This window comes from Streptomyces sp. S465 (assembly GCF_026898115.1).
Lineage (GTDB): Bacteria > Actinomycetota > Actinomycetes > Streptomycetales > Streptomycetaceae > Streptomyces > Streptomyces luomodiensis.
This window is the reverse complement of sequence record NZ_CP114036.1, coordinates 7,172,079-7,190,161: the sequence shown is the minus strand read 5'-3', so window position 1 is coordinate 7,190,161 and position 18,083 is coordinate 7,172,079. Positions and strand designations below refer to the sequence as shown.

The 18,083-nt window shown below is 72.3% G+C and carries 17 protein-coding genes; 6 read left to right on the top strand and 11 right to left on the bottom strand.

Features of this window, described 5'->3' with window-relative positions:
- Positions 1–3 precede the first annotated feature (3 nt).
- The 4 genes from uraH to N6H00_RS30395 all read right to left on the bottom strand — a co-directional run bounded on the left by uraH (position 4) and on the right by N6H00_RS30395 (position 1,592).
- The gene (gene uraH, locus N6H00_RS30410; protein ID WP_268975028.1) at positions 4–342 is read right to left on the bottom strand and encodes a hydroxyisourate hydrolase; all 339 of its coding nucleotides are present in this window, start codon (positions 340–342) and stop codon (positions 4–6) included.
- On the bottom strand, positions 342–872 hold the full coding sequence (gene uraD / locus N6H00_RS30405) for a 2-oxo-4-hydroxy-4-carboxy-5-ureidoimidazoline decarboxylase (protein ID WP_268975027.1): 531 nt from the start codon (positions 870–872) through the stop codon (positions 342–344). Before uraD ends, uraH begins: the two co-directional genes overlap by 1 nt.
- A 100-nt stretch (positions 873–972) precedes the next feature.
- The gene (locus N6H00_RS30400; protein ID WP_268975026.1) at positions 973–1,344 is read right to left on the bottom strand and encodes a helix-turn-helix domain-containing protein; all 372 of its coding nucleotides are present in this window, start codon (positions 1,342–1,344) and stop codon (positions 973–975) included.
- The gene (locus N6H00_RS30395) at positions 1,341–1,592 is read right to left on the bottom strand and encodes a hypothetical protein (protein ID WP_268975025.1); all 252 of its coding nucleotides are present in this window, start codon (positions 1,590–1,592) and stop codon (positions 1,341–1,343) included. Before N6H00_RS30395 ends, N6H00_RS30400 begins: the two co-directional genes overlap by 4 nt.
- A 136-nt stretch (positions 1,593–1,728) precedes the next feature.
- Between N6H00_RS30395 and N6H00_RS30390 the strand changes: the two genes are divergently transcribed.
- Together N6H00_RS30390 and N6H00_RS30385 are read left to right on the top strand one after the other, a co-directional pair.
- Positions 1,729–2,448 (top strand): hypothetical protein, encoded by a 720-nt coding sequence (locus tag N6H00_RS30390; protein ID WP_268975024.1) that lies wholly within the window; start codon positions 1,729–1,731, stop codon positions 2,446–2,448.
- 153 nt (positions 2,449–2,601) lie between these two features.
- Positions 2,602–3,330, top strand: coding sequence for a neutral zinc metallopeptidase (locus N6H00_RS30385; RefSeq protein ID WP_268975023.1), 729 nt, complete (start codon positions 2,602–2,604; stop codon positions 3,328–3,330).
- A 72-nt stretch (positions 3,331–3,402) separates the two neighbouring features.
- Here N6H00_RS30385 and N6H00_RS30380 read toward each other — a convergent pair whose 3' ends face one another.
- Together N6H00_RS30380 and N6H00_RS30375 are read right to left on the bottom strand one after the other, a co-directional pair.
- Complete coding sequence (locus N6H00_RS30380; RefSeq protein WP_268975022.1) at positions 3,403–5,127, bottom strand: AMP-binding protein; 1,725 nt, start codon at positions 5,125–5,127, stop codon at positions 3,403–3,405.
- An 85-nt stretch (positions 5,128–5,212) separates the two neighbouring features.
- Complete coding sequence (locus N6H00_RS30375; protein ID WP_268977165.1) at positions 5,213–6,910, bottom strand: AMP-binding protein; 1,698 nt, start codon at positions 6,908–6,910, stop codon at positions 5,213–5,215.
- 157 nt (positions 6,911–7,067) lie between these two features.
- Here N6H00_RS30375 and N6H00_RS30370 point away from each other — a divergent pair, with 157 nt between their 5' ends.
- The 4 genes from N6H00_RS30370 to N6H00_RS30355 all read left to right on the top strand — a co-directional run bounded on the left by N6H00_RS30370 (position 7,068) and on the right by N6H00_RS30355 (position 11,133).
- On the top strand, positions 7,068–7,892 hold the full coding sequence (locus tag N6H00_RS30370; protein WP_329618697.1) for a helix-turn-helix transcriptional regulator: 825 nt from the start codon (positions 7,068–7,070) through the stop codon (positions 7,890–7,892).
- Positions 7,893–8,253: 361 nt separating this feature from the next.
- Entirely contained in the window at positions 8,254–9,411 is a 1,158-nt protein-coding gene (locus N6H00_RS30365; protein ID WP_268975020.1) for a magnesium and cobalt transport protein CorA, read from the top strand.
- 110 nt (positions 9,412–9,521) lie between these two features.
- The gene (locus N6H00_RS30360) at positions 9,522–10,139 is read left to right on the top strand and encodes a hypothetical protein (protein ID WP_268975019.1); all 618 of its coding nucleotides are present in this window, start codon (positions 9,522–9,524) and stop codon (positions 10,137–10,139) included.
- Between the two features lie 100 nt (positions 10,140–10,239).
- Positions 10,240–11,133 carry a phosphatidylinositol-specific phospholipase C gene (locus N6H00_RS30355; RefSeq protein WP_268975018.1) on the top strand — a complete coding sequence of 298 codons (894 nt, stop codon included), beginning with the start codon at positions 10,240–10,242 and terminating at the stop codon, positions 11,131–11,133.
- A gap of 43 nt (positions 11,134–11,176) precedes the next feature.
- Here the strand turns inward: N6H00_RS30355 and N6H00_RS40610 are convergent, their stop codons facing one another.
- The 5 genes from N6H00_RS40610 to N6H00_RS30325 all read right to left on the bottom strand — a co-directional run bounded on the left by N6H00_RS40610 (position 11,177) and on the right by N6H00_RS30325 (position 18,074).
- Complete coding sequence (locus N6H00_RS40610; RefSeq protein ID WP_443073084.1) at positions 11,177–12,853, bottom strand: glycoside hydrolase family 6 protein; 1,677 nt, start codon at positions 12,851–12,853, stop codon at positions 11,177–11,179.
- A 156-nt stretch (positions 12,854–13,009) separates the two neighbouring features.
- On the bottom strand, positions 13,010–14,161 hold the full coding sequence (locus N6H00_RS30340) for an XdhC family protein (protein WP_268975017.1): 1,152 nt from the start codon (positions 14,159–14,161) through the stop codon (positions 13,010–13,012).
- A 105-nt stretch (positions 14,162–14,266) separates the two neighbouring features.
- Positions 14,267–16,657, bottom strand: a complete 2,391-nt coding sequence (gene pucD / locus N6H00_RS30335; RefSeq protein ID WP_268975016.1) for a xanthine dehydrogenase subunit D — start codon at positions 16,655–16,657, stop codon at positions 14,267–14,269.
- A gap of 2 nt (positions 16,658–16,659) precedes the next feature.
- Positions 16,660–17,193, bottom strand: a complete 534-nt coding sequence (locus tag N6H00_RS30330; RefSeq protein WP_268975015.1) for a (2Fe-2S)-binding protein — start codon at positions 17,191–17,193, stop codon at positions 16,660–16,662.
- Positions 17,184–18,074: an FAD binding domain-containing protein gene (locus tag N6H00_RS30325; protein ID WP_268975014.1), complete on the bottom strand. Its 891-nt coding sequence runs from the start codon at positions 18,072–18,074 to the stop codon at positions 17,184–17,186. Before N6H00_RS30325 ends, N6H00_RS30330 begins: the two co-directional genes overlap by 10 nt.
- Positions 18,075–18,083: the final 9 nt, after the last annotated feature.

Sequence of the window (18,083 nt, the reverse complement as noted above, 5' to 3'; positions counted from 1 at the left end):
GTGCTAGCTCCCTCGGTAGACGGAGTAGCCGAACGGGGTGAGCAGCAGCGGTACGTGGTAGTGCTCACCCGGCTCGACGGCGAAGGCGACCGCGACCTCCGGGAAGAAGGCGTGGGTCAGATACGGCCCGGTCTCGAAGCGCAGCCGTGCGTGGGTGGTGCCCTCGGGGAGCGCCGGCAGGTCCTGGCAGCGCCCGTCGGCGTCGGTGAGGGAGTCGGCGTGCGGCGTCCACTCGGTACCGGGCCCCGAGCGGACGGCCAGCTCGACGACCACGCCCACGGCGGGGCGGCCGATGCTGGTGTCCAGGATGTGGGTGGACACGGACGTGGCGCCGGTCGGCATCACCGCTCTCCTTCCGCCGGGGCCCGCGGGGCCTGGAGGGTCTCCGCCCACCGGGTCAGCCGGATGCGGTTGATCTTTCCCAGTTCGGTGCGCACGGTCTCGCGCTCGGTCTCGGCGTCATGGCCGATCCGTGTCCGCAGCGCGGCCAGCATCTCCGCGCCGGTGCGGCCGGTGGCGCAGATCAGGAAGACCTGGCCGTGGCGCTCCTGGTAGGCGCGGTTCAGCTCCAGCAGCTGTGCCCGCTCCTCGTCCCGCACCCCGCTCTGCTCCCGCGCCGAGGCGGCGTCGCCCGGCGCCGGCCGTCCGATGGGCGGGTGCGCGGCCGTCGCCTCGGCCAGATCGGCGGCGGTCAGCCCGGCCGTGGCCGCGTCGGCGGCGTCGAGCAGTTCGCCGAGGGTGGCGTACGGCCGTCCGTCCGCCACCGCCGCGGCCCAGGCCCGGCTCGCGCACACCTCGCGCAGCATCCGGGCCGCGTCGCGCCCGTCCACCGCGTTGAACCGGGCCAGGCCCGGCGGAGCACTGGTAGTCACCCTCCGCAAGCTAGGAGGCCCTCGTATCGAGCGTCAACAGTTTGTTGAAAAATCCGCGTTACGGAGCGGCCGATGCGGGCGGGGGCCCGTGACGGGACCGTCAGTCCCCGCTCTTCTCGCGGTTGAGGTAGTTGTAGACGGTGAAGCGGCTCACGCCGAGGGCTCCGGCGACCGTCTCCACGCCGTGGCGCACGGAGAAGGCGCCACGCTGTTCGAGGTGGCGGACGACGGACTGCTTGGTCTTGCGGTCGAGGGCCGAGAGCGGCACGCCGTGGCGGCGCTGGAGGTCGGCGAGGATGCGGTCGAGCGAGTCGGAGAGATGCGGCAGCCTGACGGCGACCACCGGGCGGCCCTCCCAGGAGAGCACCACATCGTCGCCCCGCGCCCGGTCCGGGGCGATCATCTCGCCGCCCATGGCGTCCACGAGCGGTTTCACCGCGGCGGCGAAGGGGTGATTGGCCGGTCCGCTCATGTCTCCCCCTCCCCCACCACGCTGACCTGGAGCGATATCCGGGTGGCACCGGCCCCGAGGGAGGCGCGCAGGAGCTGGTCGACGGCCTGGAGCACCGCGTCCGCCCCGCCCTCGGCGGTGTTGCCGAACGGGCCGACGTCGACGGCGTCCAGCGGGGCGGCCTGGACGGTCTCGCGGGCCGCCACGGCGTGCGGCGGCACCTCGTCGAGGTCGAACGGTTCGGTGGTGAACTCAACCCTCAGTCTCACGCCGCCAACCTACTGCGTCAGGCCGTAACACGGTGCCCCCACTACGGGGGACAGAACGCCCAAGTACATCCCCGCGCCACCCGCTTCCGGGAGCATGGACGGATACCGCGTCCGCCCCCGTCCACGGAGCGCCCCGATGACAGACAACGTGCCGGTGCGTTGTCCCGCGTGCCGTCGCGAGCAGCCGTTCACGCCGCCCACCTTCCCCTGTCCGTGCGGCGCGCCGGTCACCCTGCCCGTCCTCCGCGACGGCGCCCCGGAGGAGATCGCCCACCGCACCTGGGAGAACCTCTGGGTGGCGGTGGACTGCCCCGCCTGCGGCCGCCGGGGCCACTGGCCGCAGCCGGAGCTCGGCTGCGGCTGCGGCGCGGTGGTCCGCGTCCCGGTCGCCGCCGCACCGCCCCCGGCCGAGCCGCGCCCCGCCGGCCCGGGTGCGGCGGCGGGGCGCGGCGGCCCGGTCGTGCCGCGCCCGGCCTTCCAGCCGGTGACGATCCGCACGGCGCGGGACGCGGTCGCCGCCGCCGCGCAGTATCTGACCTGGCTCGGCTTCCACGGCCTGCGCCCGTCGGAGGACCGGGCCGGGTCCGGGGTGGACCTCTACGGGATGGGCGTCGTCGCCCAGGTCGATCCGACCACCCGCCCCACCGGGCTGCGGGACATCGAATGCCTGTGGCTGAACGGGCTCCAGAAGTCGGCCGTGAGCGTCTTCTTCTCGCTGGCGGGCTACGCGCGGGAGGCGCGGGCCCGCGCCGACGCGCTCCATCTGCCGCTTTTCATCATGGACCTGACCGGCACCCCGCAGCCCGTCAACGACCCGGCGGACACACTGATCCGGCTGGGACCGCCGAACAGCTGATCCCCCGTCCCCTGACGGGGGAACGGTTCCGTTGAGGGATCACCGTCCACCGTTCACCCGTTCCTCCTCTCGACTCTCGACTCTCGACCGGCCGGAGGCCGAACGATGGCTGTTCCGTGGTGCCCGAGGTCATGGGCTCCGATCGTCGCCGCCTTGGCCCTGCTCCTGGTGGCCGGGTGCGGGGGAGGTGCCGATCCGTCCCCGCGCCCGCTGGACAGCTCCCCGGTCGAGTCGGCGCCCGCGCCCGGCACCGCACCGGATACGCCCGGCCGGCCCACGGACACCGGCGGGACCGACGGCCGTACGGAGGTGGAGCGGGACATCGACGCGGCGGTCGCCATCACCGACACCTACTGGCGGACCCACTGGTCCGAGCTGTTCACCGGCGGCTACCAACCGCCCCGGGTCCTGGGGCCGTACGACGGGGCGTACGCCGGGACCGCCCTCGACACCCCGGTGTGCGGCGGTGAGCCCCTCCCCGACGACAACGCCGTCTACTGCTCCGACGGCGACTACCTGGCCTGGGACAGGGACCTGATGCGCTGGGGCCACGCACGGGGCGACGCCTGGGTCTATCTGGTGATCGCCCATGAGTGGGGCCACGCCGTCCAGAACCGCCTGGACGCGGGCCTGGTGGAGCTGGCCCGTGAGCTCCAGGCCGACTGTCTGGCCGGGGCGGTCCTCTTCGGAGCCGCCCGGGACGCAACCCTCACCTTCGAGGAGGGTGACACCGAGGAGCTGGCGGACGCCCTGACCGCGCTCGCCGACAGGACCCCGTGGACCGACGTCTCCGACCATGGCGACGCCGCCCAGCGTCTCTCCTCCTTCAGCCGCGGCGCGCGCTCCGGAGTGACGTCCTGCCTGCCCGACGTCATCCGGTGACGGGCGGCTCGGCGGGGGTGTGGGCCCCTGCTGGGTCGAGGGGCCCTCATCGCATCAGCTGGATCAGCTGAGTCAGCCGCGCGCGGCCTGGGGTTCAGCGCGTGCGGCGGTTGCCTCGGCTCTGGCCGGGTCGGCCTCGGACCGGGTCTCGGACAGCAGCTCCCGGGCGGCCGCCTCGCGCAGCTCGACCTTGCGGACCTTGCCGCTGACCGTCATCGGGAAGGCGTCCATGAGACGCAGATAGCGGGGCACCTTGTAGTGGGCGAGGCGGCCCCGGCAGAAGCGGGCGAGCTCGTCGCGGGTGAGGGTCCTGGCGCCCTCGCGCAGGATGACGCAGGCCAGGATCTCCTCGCCGTACTTCTCATCCGGTACGCCGACGACCTGCACGTCCGCGATCTTGGGGTGGGTGTGCAGGAACTCCTCGATCTCCCGGGGATAGACGTTCTCCCCACCGCGGACGATCATGTCCTTGATCCGGCCGACGATCCGGACGTATCCGTCCGCGTCCATCACCGCGAGGTCGCCGGTGTGCATCCAGCGCGCCGAGTCGATCGCCTCGGCGGTCCGCTCGGGCTCCTGCCAGTAGCCGAGCATCACCGAGTAGCCGCGGGTGCACAGCTCACCGCGGGTGCCCCGGGGCACGGTCAGCCCGGTGGCCGGGTCGACGACCTTGACCTCGACATGCGGCATCACCCGGCCGACCGTCCCGGTGCGGTGGGTCAGGTCGTCCTCGGGCCGGGTCTGGACGGACACCGGTGAGGTCTCGGTCATGCCGTAGCAGATGGACACCTCCGCCATGTGCATCTCGGTGACCACCCGCCGCATCACCTCCACCGGGCAGGGCGATCCGGCCATGATCCCGGTGCGCAGCGAGCTGAGGTCGAAGGTGGCGAAGTCCGGCAGGGCCAGCTCGGCGATGAACATGGTGGGGACGCCGTACAGCGAGGTGCAGCGCTCCCGTTCGACGGCGGCCAGGGTCGCGGCCGGGTCGAAGGAGGCGGCGGGGATGACCACGCAGGCGCCGTGGCTGGTGGCCGCGAGGTTGCCCATCACCATGCCGAAGCAGTGGTAGAAGGGCACCGGTACGCAGATCCGGTCCTGCTCGGTGTAGCGGACCGTCTCCCCCACGAAGAAACCGTTGTTGAGGATGTTGTGGTGGGAGAGGGTGGCGCCCTTGGGGAAGCCCGTGGTGCCGGAGGTGTACTGGATGTTGACCGGGTCGTCGCAGACGATCCGGGCCTCGCGCTCGGCCAGCCGGGCGGGGGAGACATCGGCGCCGGCGCGCACCAGCCCGTCCCAGGTCCGGTCGCCGATGTAGATGACATCGCGCAGGGCGGGGCAGGCCGAGCGCACCTGCTCGACCATCCGGCGGTAGTCGCTGGTCTTGTGCTCGGTGGAGGAGACCAGGACCGAGATGCCGGCCTGCCGGAGCACGAACCGCAGCTCGTGGACGCGGTAGGCGGGGTTGATATTGACCATGATGGCGCCGATGCGGGCGGTGGCGTACTGCGTCAGCACCCATTCGGGGCAGTTGACGGCCCAGATGCCGACCCGGTCGCCCTTTCCGACTCCCTTGGCCATCAGCCCGAGCGCGACCTCCTCGACCGCCCGGCCGAACTCGGCGTAGGTCCAGCGGCGGCCGGAGGGCAGGTCGACGAGCGCGTCGCGCTCGCCGTACAGCTCGACGGCGCGGGCCAGGCTCGCCCCGATGGTGTCGCCGAGCAGCGGGAGGTCACTGGCTCCGCTGGCGTAGGAGAGTCCGGCTGGGCTGGGTGGGTCTGATGTCAGGTCGGTCATGGGATCTCCTTGGGTCCATGTGCGCGTACGCCTTCGCGTACGAGTTCACGTTCGTGAGGGTCGGTCATCAGATGAGCGTCAGTCATCAGATCTCCTCATGAAACTCGATACCGCCGCCTTGTGCCGTGCGTTCACGCAGCTCGATCCGGCGAATCTTGCCGGAAACCGTCTTGGGGAGGTCGGCGAACTCCAAACGGCGGATCCGCTTGTACGGCGCGAGCACCGCCCGGGAGTGCGCGAACAGCGCCTTCGCGGTCTCCGGGCCGGGCTCCCAGCCCTCCGCCAGCACGATGTACGCCTTCGGCACGGCGAGCCGCAGCGGATCGGGGGCCGGGACGACGGCGGCCTCCGCGACCGCCTCGTGCTCCAGCAGCGCGCTCTCCAGCTCGAACGGCGAGATCTTGTAGTCGGACGCCTTGAAGACGTCGTCGGCGCGCCCGATGTAGGTGATGTAGCCGTCGGCGTCGCGTGCGCCGATGTCACCGGTGCGGTAGTAACCGCCGGCGGTGGCCTCGGCGGTGCGCTCCTCGTCGCCCGCGTAGCCGGTCATGAGGCCGACCGGGCGGCCGTTCGGGCCGGTGAGCTCGAGACAGATCTCGCCCTCCTCGCCGGGCCGGCCGGTGACCGGGTCGAGCAGGACGACCCGGTATCCGGGGGTCGGCCGGCCCATCGAACCGGTCTTGAGCGGCTGACCGGGGGTGTTGGCCACCTGAACGGCGGTCTCGGTCTGGCCGAAGCCATCCCGGATGGTCACCCCCCAGGCGCGCCGCACATGTTCGATGACCTCGGGGTTGAGCGGTTCGCCCGCCGCGACGGCCTCCCGGGGCGGGGTGCGCAGCTGGGTGAGATCGGCCTGGATGAGCATGCGCCAGACGGTGGGCGGGGCGCAGAAGGTGGTGACGCCGCAGCGGTCCATCACGGCCATCAGGCGGGTGGCGTTGAAGCGGGTGTAGTTGTGGACGAAGACGGTGGCCTCGGCGTTCCAGGGGGCGAAGAGATTGGACCAGGCGTGCTTGGCCCATCCGGGTGAGGAGATGTTGAGGTGCACATCGCCCGGCCTGACCCCGATCCAGTACATCGTCGCCAGATGCCCGATGGGGTACGAGATGTGGGTGTGCTCCACGAGCTTGGGGCGGGCGGTGGTGCCGGAGGTGAAGTACAGCATCAGCGGGTCGGTGGCGAGGGTCGGCCCGTCGGGGACGAAGGGCTCGTCGTCCTCCTCGCGGTCCGCCCTGATACCGGCCGTGCCCGCGTCCTCGTAGGCGAGCCAGCCCTCGGGCGCGCCGCCGACCGCGATCCGGGTGTAGTCGCCCGCCACGTCCGCGAACTTGCCGGTGTCCCCGGTCCGCACGATCACATGCGCCGCCCGGCCGCGCTCGATGCGGTCGGCGAGGTCGAGCGGGCCGAGCAGCGGGGTGGCGGGGATGACGACCGCGCGCAGCTTCATCGCGGCCAGCGCGGTCTCCCACAGCTCGACCTGGTTGCCGAGCATGACCACGACGCGGTCACCGGCCCGTACGCCCCGGTCGCGCAGCCAGTTCGCGGCCCGGTTGGAGCGGCGGCGCAGTTCCTCGAAGCTCAGCCGGATCTCGCTGTCGTCCTCTTCGACGATGTGCAGGGCGGTACGGTCGCCGCCGCGTCCGGCGATCCCGTCGAACCAGTCCAGGGCCCAGTTGAAGCGGTCCGGGCGTGGCCAGCCGAACCCCTCGTACGCCGCCGCGTAGTCCTCCCCGTGCTCGAGCAGGAAGTCCCGTGCCTCGCGGAAGTCGTGAGCCGGATCCATTGCTGTCACTTGTCCTCCTGAATGCCGTACCGCTCGCTAGCATCGTGCGACGGGTGATCTGAGTCTCACTACCCCCGGACGGGGGTGGCGCTGGAAGCAGGAGGTGGCCGTGACGGGTCCGGACGGGGCGGTCGACGTACGGAGCACGCTGCAGCGTATGCGCCGGCGCGGTGGGCTGCCCGTCGCGTTCGGCGGGCTCTTCTCGGGCTCACGGCAGTTCCGGATCTCGGAGCTCACCGGCACCACGACCAACTCCTTGCAGGGGCTCGCCGTCATACCCGGCAACGGCCTCGGCGGCAAGGTCCTCACCATGTCCCGGCCGATCTCGGTGGCGGACTACCCCGCCTCACGGGCGATCAGCCATGAGTACGACGCGGCGGTGGGCGCCGAGGGGCTGCGCTCGATGCTCGCAGTGCCGGTGGTGGTGCGCGGGCGGGTGCGCGGCGTGCTGTACGGCGCACTGCGCCAGCCGCTGATGCTCGGCGACCGCGCGCTGAGCGCCGCCGTGGCGGCGGCGCGCGAACTGGAGCAGGCGCTGGCGGGGCAGGAGGAGGCACAGCGGCTGCTGACGGTGGCACGGCAGCAGCCGCCCTCGGTGGAGGAGACCGACCCGGCGGTGTGGGAGGAGGTGCGCGAGGCGCATGTCGATCTGCGGGCCCTGGCGCACCGGGTGTCCGACCCCCAGCTGCGGGAGGAGATCCTCAGCGCCTGCGGCCGGCTGGCCAGGGCCTCGTCGGGACACGGCCGGGAGCGGGCACGCCGGCGGGAGCGCGAACGCCGGAGCGGGGTGAACCTGTCGCCCCGCGAGGTGGACGTGCTGGCGTGTGTGGCGTCGGGGGCGACGAACTCGGCGGCGGCGGAGCGGTTGGGGTTGCGGCCGGAGACGGTGAAGAGCTATTTGCGGTCGTCGATGCGGAAGTTGGGGGCCCATACGCGTTTGCACGCCGTGGTGGAGGCGCGGCGTGCCGGGCTTTTGCCGTAGGCGGCTGCTCGGGTTGGCTGAGCGGGCTGCTCGGGTTGGCGGGCTGCTCAGGTTGGGCGGGTGCGGGTTTCGTTTCGCGCCTTCGGCGCGTTTGAGCAGCGGCGCAGGAGTGGCGGCCCGGCGCCGCCGCCGGGCGCCGGGCCCGTGGTCGCGGCGCCGGTGGCGGCTTCCGTCTTCGGTGGCTGGGTCCGGCCGGACTGCGGGGAGCCGGGGCGCGCCCCTTCCGGTACCCCCCTCCGAAAAACGCTTGATCTGACGCAACCAACCGGTCAAGCGACCCCGGACCGCACCACGGTCATATAGGGCGATATCCTGCACAGAGGTCAGTGCTCGCGCGCCCGCAACCCGTAAAGGACCCGCCATGTCCGAGCGCCGTCGCACTCCGCGTCCGACGAAGCGGTACCTCCGGCTGCGCCCCGGGGCCAACACCGCCCCGGGCCCCGCCCCGGCGCCCCCGCGCGAGGAGCCCGCCCCTGGCGACGGAACCCCGGCCGACGAGCGCAGTGTGGTGGACGCCGCCGTGTACCGCGGCGGCCGCCGGGTCGGCACCCCCGGTTCCCTGGCCGCCACGTATCGGCGGCTGCGCGAGGAGCCGGGCGCCATGGCCTGGATCGGGCTGTACCGGCCGACCGAGGCGGAGCTGCTCTCGCTGGCCGAGGAGTTCGATCTGCACAAGCTGGCCATCGAGGACGCGATGGAGGCCCATCAGCGGCCCAAGCTGGAGCGCTACGGCGAGACGCTCTTCGTGGTGCTGCGCGCCGCCCGGTATCTCGACGCGCCCGAGGAGGTCGACTTCGGCGAGCTGCACGTCTTCGTGGGTCCCGATTTCGTCATCACCGTCCGGCACGGCGCCGCGCCGGACCTGTCCGCGGTGCGCGCCCGGATGGAGTCGACGGCCGAGCTGCTGGCGCTGGGGCCCGAGGCCGTGCTCTACGCGATACTCGACGCTGTCGTGGACGGCTATGCCCCGGTGGTGGCGGGGGTGCAGAACGACATCGACGAAATCGAGACCGAGGTGTTCCGCGGCGATCCGGAGGTGTCCCGGCGCATCTATGAACTCTCCCGCGAAATGGTGGAGTTCCAGCGTGCCACCCGGCCTTTGGTCGGGATGTTGCACGGGCTGATGGCGGGTTTCGACAAATACGGCACCGATGAGGAGCTACAGCGCTATCTGCGTGACGTCGCCGATCACGTCACCCACACCAGCGAGCGCGTGGACGGCTTCCGCTCCGCCCTCACCGACATCCTCGCGGTCAACGCCACCTTGGTGACCCAGCAGCAGAACGCCGAGATGCGGGCGCTGGCCGAGGCGGGGTTCGAGCAGAACGAGGAGGTCAAGAAGATCTCCGCATGGGCGGCCATCCTCTTCGCCCCGACCCTCGTCGGCACCATCTACGGCATGAACTTCACCCATATGCCCGAGCTGGGCTGGGTGTGGGGGTACCCGTTCGCGATTCTGCTGATGGCGGTGGTCTGCGTCAGCCTGTACGTCATCTTCAAGCGGCGGGGGTGGCTGTGAAGTCTCGGGCGTTAGCGGAACGTTAGCGGTACGGCGACAGATCAACAGCCGTGGCCGACAGGATTGTTCTCACCAAGCCGGAACACCACGTCGTGAGAACGAGGAAGACCATGTCGCACCGCACCGCAGTCCGCCACACCCGCAAGGCCGCCGCCGCCATGCTGATCGCGGTCGCCGCGCTCGGGCTCACCGCCTGCCAGGACAGCGAGACCGACGCCTCGTCCTCGGCCTCGTCCTCCGTGTCCGCCTCCGCGAGCACCTCCTCCGCTCCCACGTCCAAGGCCGCCCAGGACTCCACCGCCAGCACGCCGTCGGGCACCCCCAAGAAGGACGGGGTCAAGTGCACCGACCAGATCAACTACGCGGGCGACACCCGACCCAACGCCGAAATCAACTCCATCGGCGAAGACACCGGCTACTGCCCGCCCGTCCAGGGCTCCACCACCAGCACCCCCTCGGGCACCCCCAAGAAGGACGGGGTCAAGTGCACCGACCAGATCAACTACGCGGGCGACACCCGACCCAACGCCGAAATCAACTCCATCGGCGAAGACACCGGCTACTGCCCGCCCGTCCAGGGCTCCACCACCAGCACCCCCTCGGGCACCCCCAAGAAGGACGGGGTCAAGTGCACCGACCAGATCAACTACGCGGGCGACACCCGACCCAACGCCGAAATCAACTCCATCGGCGAGGACACCGGCTACTGCCCGCCGGTCGAGAAGTAATCGACGCACCGCTGATTCAGCCGCTTTCCGTAGTCCCTCCTCGTTCGCCTGTGCTTGGATGCCATGTGCACGACACAACAGGCGAGCGACAGGAGTGTGTATGGACCGGCGAGGGTTTCTCAGGGGCGCGGCCGCGCTGTCCACCGTGGGGCTGGTCACCGCCGCCGGCGGTGCCGCGACGGCCACGGCCGCCGCGCCGGCCCGGCCACTGGCCGCCGAGGACTGGCTGTCGGCCATCGCCGACTCCACCCCGGTCCAGCGGCTGACGCTGCCCGGCACCCACGACTCCGGCGCCCGCTTCGGCGGGCCGTGGACGGAGTGTCAGAACAGCGTCATCGCCGACCAGCTGACCAGCGGCATCCGCTTCCTGGACATCCGCTGCCGCGCCTTCGAGAACGCCTTCCCCATCCACCACGGCGCCTCCTACCAGAACCTCAACTTCGACGATGTGCTCGGCGCCTGCCGCGCCTTCCTCTCCGCGCATCCGTCGGAGACCGTGCTGATGCGGGTCAAGCAGGAGTACTCGGAGGAGAGCGCCGCGGAGTTCCGCCGGATCTTCGACATCTACCTGGACGACAAGGGCTGGCGCTCACTCTTCCGCCTGGACGGCACCCTCCCCACCCTGGGCGAGGCCCGGGGCAGGGTGGTACTGCTCGCCGACTCGGACAACATGCCGGGGGTGCGGTACGGCGACGGGGCGCTCTTCGACATCCAGGACGACTACATGGCGGAGCCGATCGGCAAGTACCCGAAAATCGAGGCGCAGTTCCGCAAGGCGGCGGCCCAGCCCGGCAAGCTCTTCATCAACTACGTGTCCACCGCCGCCCTGCTGCCGCCGCGCTCCAACGCCGACCGGCTGAACCCGCAGGTGAAGTCGTTCCTGGAGGGCGCCGAGGCACAGGGCTGGACGGGGCTCGGGATCGTTCCGATGGACTTCCCGAACACCACGTCCGGCCTGGTCGACGCCCTCGTCCGGCACAATCCGACGGGCTGACGGCGATCGGCGGCCGGCCTGCCGGCGGTGCGGCGGCCGGCGGTCAGTATCCGCGGCCGGTGATCCGGCGGATGGTGACCGCCGGGTCCGCGTAGCGCACGAGCTCCAGGGCCTGCTCGGGGAACCACTCCCCCGCCTCGGGGTTGACCGTCCCCCGCTCCGGGTCGAAGGGCCCGTCCGTGCCGCGCAGACACCGGCCGTCCGACTGGCCCGGCGTCTTCACCCACAGCACGGCGTCCAGCAGCGGATTGCCGGTACGGGTGGTGGGGCGCCTGCCCAGACCGCGCTCCGGCGGGTTGCACCATGACTGCGCGTCGAGGTGCGCACCGGCCCTGGGGGTCCAGGGCCCTTGGCCGTTGCGGCTGGTGTCGGTGACGAAGTGCTTCATACGGTCGGGGTCGAACGGTACGTGGTCGCGCATCCAGCGCCGGGCGTGCCACCGTGACCAGCTCTGGTCGGCACAGTCCTCGGGGTCCCCACCCCGGTCGGCGTAGGCGAGGCAGGAGGAGACCAGCCGCCCGTACCAGGAGCTGTCCTGGTCGGTCTGGTAGTGGGAGACATTGATGGAGAAGCCGTCGGCGCGGTCGATCCCGGCCTTGATCAGACGGGGCACGATGGTTCTGACGGAGTGCCAGCCGGCGTGGCCCGCGTCCAGGTACACCGACGCGTTGCCCTGCGCGGTGAGGACGTCGACCGCGTAGTTGATCTCGGAGTAGCGGGCGGCGGTCTGCGCGTCCTCGACCTCCGGGGCGTCGCCCACGGTGTCGGCGTCCTCGGGGCCCTTGGAGTCCTTGGGGTCCTTGGGGTCCTTGGGGTCCTTGGGGTCCTCGGGGCTCTCGGAGCCCTCGGAGTCCTCGGAGCCGGAGGTCTCGGGCGGCGTGGGGAGCGGGGGCAGCTCGGGCAGGGTGCCGGGCTGTGCGCCGCCGGACGGCTCGGGGGCGGGGCTCTGAGAGGCGGAGGTCTGGGGGGCCGGGGACTGCGAGTCCGGGGACTGCGAGTCCGGGGACTGGGGGTTCGAGGTCTGCGGGTCCGGGGTCTGCGCGGCCTCCTGGTCGGCGGGCGGGGCCGTCGTCGCGTCGGGGTCGGGCAGCGGCGGCAGCTCGACCGGCTGCTCCTCGGCGGCCGGCTGCTCCTCGGCGGCTACCCCATCGGTCCCGGCCGCGTCCGGAGTCTCACTCTCGGTCTCGGCCTCGCTCTCGGCGTCCGCGCCGGAGCATTCGGAGGGCAGCAGCGCCAGCGAGTCGGGTTCGAGGACGATGATCACCTTGCGGTTGCCGATGCCCTCGGCGACCGCGTCGATCCACGCCTGGTACGCGGCGATGCCGTCCGCTCCGCCTCTCGAGTAACTGCCGCAGTCACGGCCCGGAATGTTGTAGAGGGTGAGCACCGGCAGCGTCCCCTGCCAGCGGGCGCTCCGCGTCGCCCTGCGGACCAGCCGCTTGACCCGCCCCGGGGTCTCGTCCCCGTACCAGAGCGCGTGCGGCGTCCGCAGCATGGCCATGAGCCCGGCGGCTTCGCGGTAGTCGCCCTGCCAGGCGAGCCGGGCCACCTGACGGTAGGCGTCCCGGTCGGGGGGCGGGGCGTAGAGGCGGGTCAGGTGCGAGGACTCGGTGTCGTCCTCCCATCCGGCCGCGCTCACCACGGGACTCATCAGCAGGGGCAGGGTGGCCGCGGTCACGACGGCCGTCGACAGGGTGAGAATCTTGCGTCTCTTACGCACGGGCGCACTCCAGAGGGGGCGGCAGGACCAAGGTCGGCTTCTGACTCTCACTCAGGAACCGGCGCCCGGCATAGCAGGCTCTGCCAGGTGGCGGAGGGTTTTTCCCGCCCAGGAGTGACCGAATGTCAGACGATCCTCATGTGAGCTGATGCGATTTCATGCGACCGGCTCCATCCGCTCCGAGGACGTCCGGGTGTCGTGGTGGATCGGTGTCCGCGCGCCCGTCAGCGGCGTACCGCTGCCGCCCCGCCGGTTCGCGACGATCTCGCTCGCGATGGACAGCGCGGTCTCCTCGGGCGTACGGGCGCCGAGGTCGAGCCCGATCGGGGAGCGCAGCCGGGCCAGTTCCGGCTCGCCCACACCGGCCTCGCGCAGCCGCCGCAGCCGGTCCCGGTGGGTGCGGGCGGAGCCCATCGCCCCGACGTACGCCACGGGCAGCCGCAGCGCCCGCTCCAGCAGCGGTACGTCGAACTTGGCGTCGTGGGTGAGCACGCACAGCACCGTCCGGGCGTCCACCTCGGTCTGCTCGAGATAGCGGTGCGGCCAGTCGACGACGACCTCGTCGGCGTCCGGGAAGCGGTGCGCGGTCGCGAAGACCGGACGGGCGTCGCAGACCGTGACGTGGTAGTTCAGGAACTTCCCGATCCGCACCAGCGCGCTCGCGAAGTCCACCGCCCCGAAGACGATCATGCGCGGTGGCGGCACGCTGGACTCGACCAGCAGGGTGACCGGGCGCCCGCAGCGGCTTCCCTCGGCGCCGATGACCACGGTCGCGGTGCGCCCGGCGTCCAGCAGGGCGCGGGCCTCCGCGGCCGCCGTACGGTCCAGCTCGGGGTGGCCGCCCAGGGTGCCGTCCCAGTCGCCGTCCGGGCGGACGAGCAGGGCGCGGCCCAGCAGCTCGGGCGGGCCGTCCACGATCCGGGCCAGTGCCGTCGTCCGGCCGTCGGCGGCGGCGGACGCGGCGGCGGCGAGCACCGGGCGCAGCCGGCGGTCGGCCGCGGGGGCCGGGCTGATCAGCACATCGATGACCCCGCCGCAGGTCAGGCCCACCGCGAAGGCGTCCTCGTCGGAGTAGCCGAAGGTCTCCCGTACGGTTTCGCCGGTGCGCAGCGCCTCCTGGCACAGCTCGTACACCGCGCCCTCGACACAGCCGCCGGACACACTGCCGATCGCCGTGCCCTCGGCGTCCACGGCGAGCGCAGCACCGGGCTGCCGGGGCGCGCTGCCGCCCACGGAGACCACGGTGGCGACGGCGACATCCCGTCCTTCCTCGCACCAGCGGTGCAGCTCGGCGGCGATGTCCAGCATGGTGATCAGCTCCTTGGGGCACGTCGGTTACCCGCGTCAACGCACCGGGCCCGCGAAATCTGCCCCGGAACGCCGGAGCTCCCCGTCCGGCCCCGGACCGGCGGCTCAGGTGCCGGTCAGATGCTCCGGGCGGACCGGGACGCGGTGGAGCGGGCGGCCCGTCGCCGCGCGGATCGCGGCGACGACGGCCGGGGTCGAGGACAGCGTGGGCGCCTCGCCGACGCCGCGCAGCCCGTACGGGGCGTGGTCGTCGGCCAGCTCCAGCACCTCCACCGGCATGCTCGGGGTGTCGAGGACGGTGGGGATCAGATAGTCGGTGAAGGACGGATTGCGCACCCGCGCCCCGTCCGCCGAGACGACGATCTCCTCCATCACGGCGAGCCCGAGTCCCTGCGTCGAACCGCCCTGGATCTGCCCGACGACCGACAGCGGATTGATCGCCTTGCCCACGTCCTGCGCGGCGGCCAGCTCGACCACCTTGACCAGGCCCAGCTCGGTGTCCACCTCGACGACCGCGCGATGGGCGCAGAAGGAGTACTGCACATGGCCGAACCCCTGTCCGGTGCCCGGATCGAACGGCTCGGTCGGCCGGTGCCGGAACTCCCGCTCCAGGTCGATCGCCTCCTCGCCGAGGATCTCGGCGAGGTCGCCGATCGCCTCGCCGCCGTCGGTGACCACTGCGCCGTCCACCAGCCGCAGCCGCTCGGGCGCCGCCCACGCGGGGTGGGCGGCGCCGAACCGTGCGCGGCCGCGGCGCAGCACCTCCTCCCGTACCGCCTCGCAGGTGTGCTTGATGGCGCCGCCGGTCATGTACGTCTGCCGGGAGGCGGAGGTGGAGCCGGCCGAGCCGACCCGGGTGTCGGCCGGGTGCAGGGTGACCCGGTCCACGCCCAGTTCGGTGCGGGCGATCTGGGTGTGCACGGTGACACCGCCCTGGCCGACCTCGGCCATCGCGGTGTGCACCAGGGCGACCGGTTCGCCACCGATCACTTCCAGCCGGATGCGGGCCGTGGAGTAGTCGTCGAAGCCCTCGGAGAAACCGACATTCTTGATGCCGACCGCGTAGCCCACACCGCGCACCACGGCCTCGCCGTGGGTGGTGTTGGACAGTCCGCCCGGCAGCGCCCGTACGTCCACGGGGCCGCCCGCCGTCTCCCAGGCGCGCTCGGGCGGCATCGGCAGCGCCTTGACGCGGCGCAGCAGCTCGGCGACCGGGGCCGGGGAGTCGACCAGCTGTCCGGTGGGCATGGTGGCGCCCTGGGACATGGCGTTGCGCTGCCGGAACTCCACCGGGTCCATGCCGAGTCCGGCCGCCACCGCGTCCATCTGCGCCTCGTAGGCGAAGCACGCCTGGACGGCGCCGAAGCCGCGCATCGCACCGCAGGGCGGGTTGTTGGAGTAGAGCGCGACGGCCTCGGCGTCGACGTTCTCGACCACGTAGGGGCCGATCGACAGGGAGGCGGCGTTGCCGACGACCGCCGGGGAGGAGGAGGCGTAGGCACCGCCGTCCAGGACGATGCGGCACTGGACGTAGAGCAGGGTGCCGTCGCGGGTCGCGCCGTGTTCGTAGGTGAGCTTGGCGGGGTGGCGGTGGACATGGCCGAAAAACGACTCGTACCGGTTGTAAACGATCTTGACGGGCTTTCCGGTGCGCAGCGCCAGCAGACAGGCGTGCGCCTGCATCGACAGGTCCTCGCGCGCGCCGAACGCCCCGCCCACCCCCGACAGCGTCAGCCGCACCTTGTCGGCGGGCAGTCCGAGGACCGGGGCGAGCTGATCGCGGTCGACGTGCAGCCACTGGGTGGCGATGTAGAGGTCCACCCCGCCGTCCTCGGCGGGCACCGCGAGCCCCGACTCCGGGCCGAGGAACGCCTGGTCCTGCATGCCGACCTCGTAGTCCCGGCGGACCACCACATCGGCGCGGGCCCTGGCGGCGGCCACATCGCCGCGCCGGACCGGCTGGCGGTGCACGATGTTGGGGTGCGGGACGTGGGCGGCGTGGTGGTCCGTGCGGCCGGGGTGGAGCAGCGGGGCGTCCGGTGCGGTGGCGGTGGCCTCGTCGACGACCAGCGGCAGCTCCTCGTACTCCACCGCGATCAGGGCGGCGGCCCGGCGGGCGGTCTCGGGGTGGTCGGCGGCGACGATCGCGACCGCCTCGCCGTGGTAGCGGACCCGGTCCTTCGCGAGTACGGGCTGATCGCGGATCTCCAGCCCGTAGTGGGTCTCGGCGGGCAGGTCGGCATGCGTCATCACGGCGTACACCCCGGGCAGGGCGAGTGCCGAGGCGGTGTCGATGGACCGGATCGCCGCATGGGCGTACGGGCTGCGGAGGGTGAAGCCCCACAGCATGTCCTCGTGCCACAGATCGGAGGAGTACGCGAACTCGCCGGTCACCTTGAGGATGCCGTCGGGGCGCGGGACGGACTCGCCGACGACTCCCCTGCCGACGCCGGCGGCCTGGGTGAGGGGGGCACTGGCGGTGCGGACGGCTGCCATGGTCAGACCGCCTCCCCGGTGGTGCGGGCGGCCGCGAGCCGCACCGCGTCGAGGATCTTCTCGTAGCCGGTGCAGCGGCACAGGTTGCCGGAGAGCGCCTCGCGGATATCGGCGTCGGAGGGGTCGGGGTTGCGCTCCAGCAGCTCATCGGCGGCCACCAGCAGCCCGGGGGTGCAGAAGCCGCACTGGACGGCGCCGGCGTCGATGAACGCCTGCTGGACGGGGGCCGGCGGGGCGGCCTCCCCGGCCCGGCCGGCCTCGGGCGCCCGCCCGCCGGCGGACCGCCGCCGGGCGTGGTCCGCGAGCCCCTCGACGGTGACCACCTCGCGGCCCTCGGCCTGGCCCGCCGCCACCAGGCACGCGCACACCGGCAGCCCGTCCAGGCGGACCGTACAGGAACCGCATTCGCCCTGCTCACAGGCGTTCTTCGAGCCGGGAAGGCCCAGCCGCTCGCGCAGCACGTACAGCAGGGACTCGCCCTCCCAGATGTCGTCGGCCGCATACGGCCGCCCGTTGACCGTGATGTTCACGCGCACGGTGCGGTCCTCCCCTCTCCCTCGCGGTACGCCTCACAGACCCAGCCGAGCGTGCGCCGCGCCATGACCCCCACCGCGTGGCGGCGGTACGCGGCGGTGCCGCGCACATCGTCGATCGGGCGGCACGCCCCGGCGCACAGCTCGGCGAACCGCCGGGCGGCCGACGGGTCCAGGGGTGCGCCGCCGTCCCAGAAGCCGCCCTCGGCGAGCGCCGCGCCCAGGAACTCCTCGGCCTCCCGGGCCCGTACCGGCGTGGGCGCGGCCGATCCGATCCCGGTGCGCACGGTGCGGGTGCGCGGATGCAGCGCGACGGCGAAGGCGCAGACGGCGATGACCATGGCGTTGCGGGTGCCGACCTTGGAGAACTGCTGCGGACCGTCCGCCCGTCGGATGTGCACCGCCCGGATCAGCTCATCCGGTTCCAGGGCGTTGCGCTTGACCCCGGTGAAGAACTCCTCGACCGGGACGAGCCGGGTGCCGCGCACCGACGCCGCCTCCACCTCGGCCCCGGCCGCCAGCAGCGCGGGATGCGCGTCCCCGGCGGGCGAGGCGGCGCCGAGGTTGCCGCCGACGGTGCCGCGGTTGCGGATCTGCGGGGAGCCCACGGTGTGCGCGGCGAGCGCCAGGCCCGGCAGCTCGGCCCGGAGCTCCTCGATGACGCGGGTGTACGTCACGCCCGCGCCCAGCCGGACCGTACGGTCGGTGACCTCCCACTCGGCCAGTTCGCGGACGCGGTTCAGATCGAGCAGGTACTCGGGGCGCCGGTGATCGAAGTTGATCTCGACCATCACATCGGTGCCGCCCGCGATGGGCACGGCGGTGGGGTGCTCGGCCTTCGCGGCGAGCGCCTCCTCCCAGCCGGCGGGGCGCAGGAAGTCCATGGGGTCTCT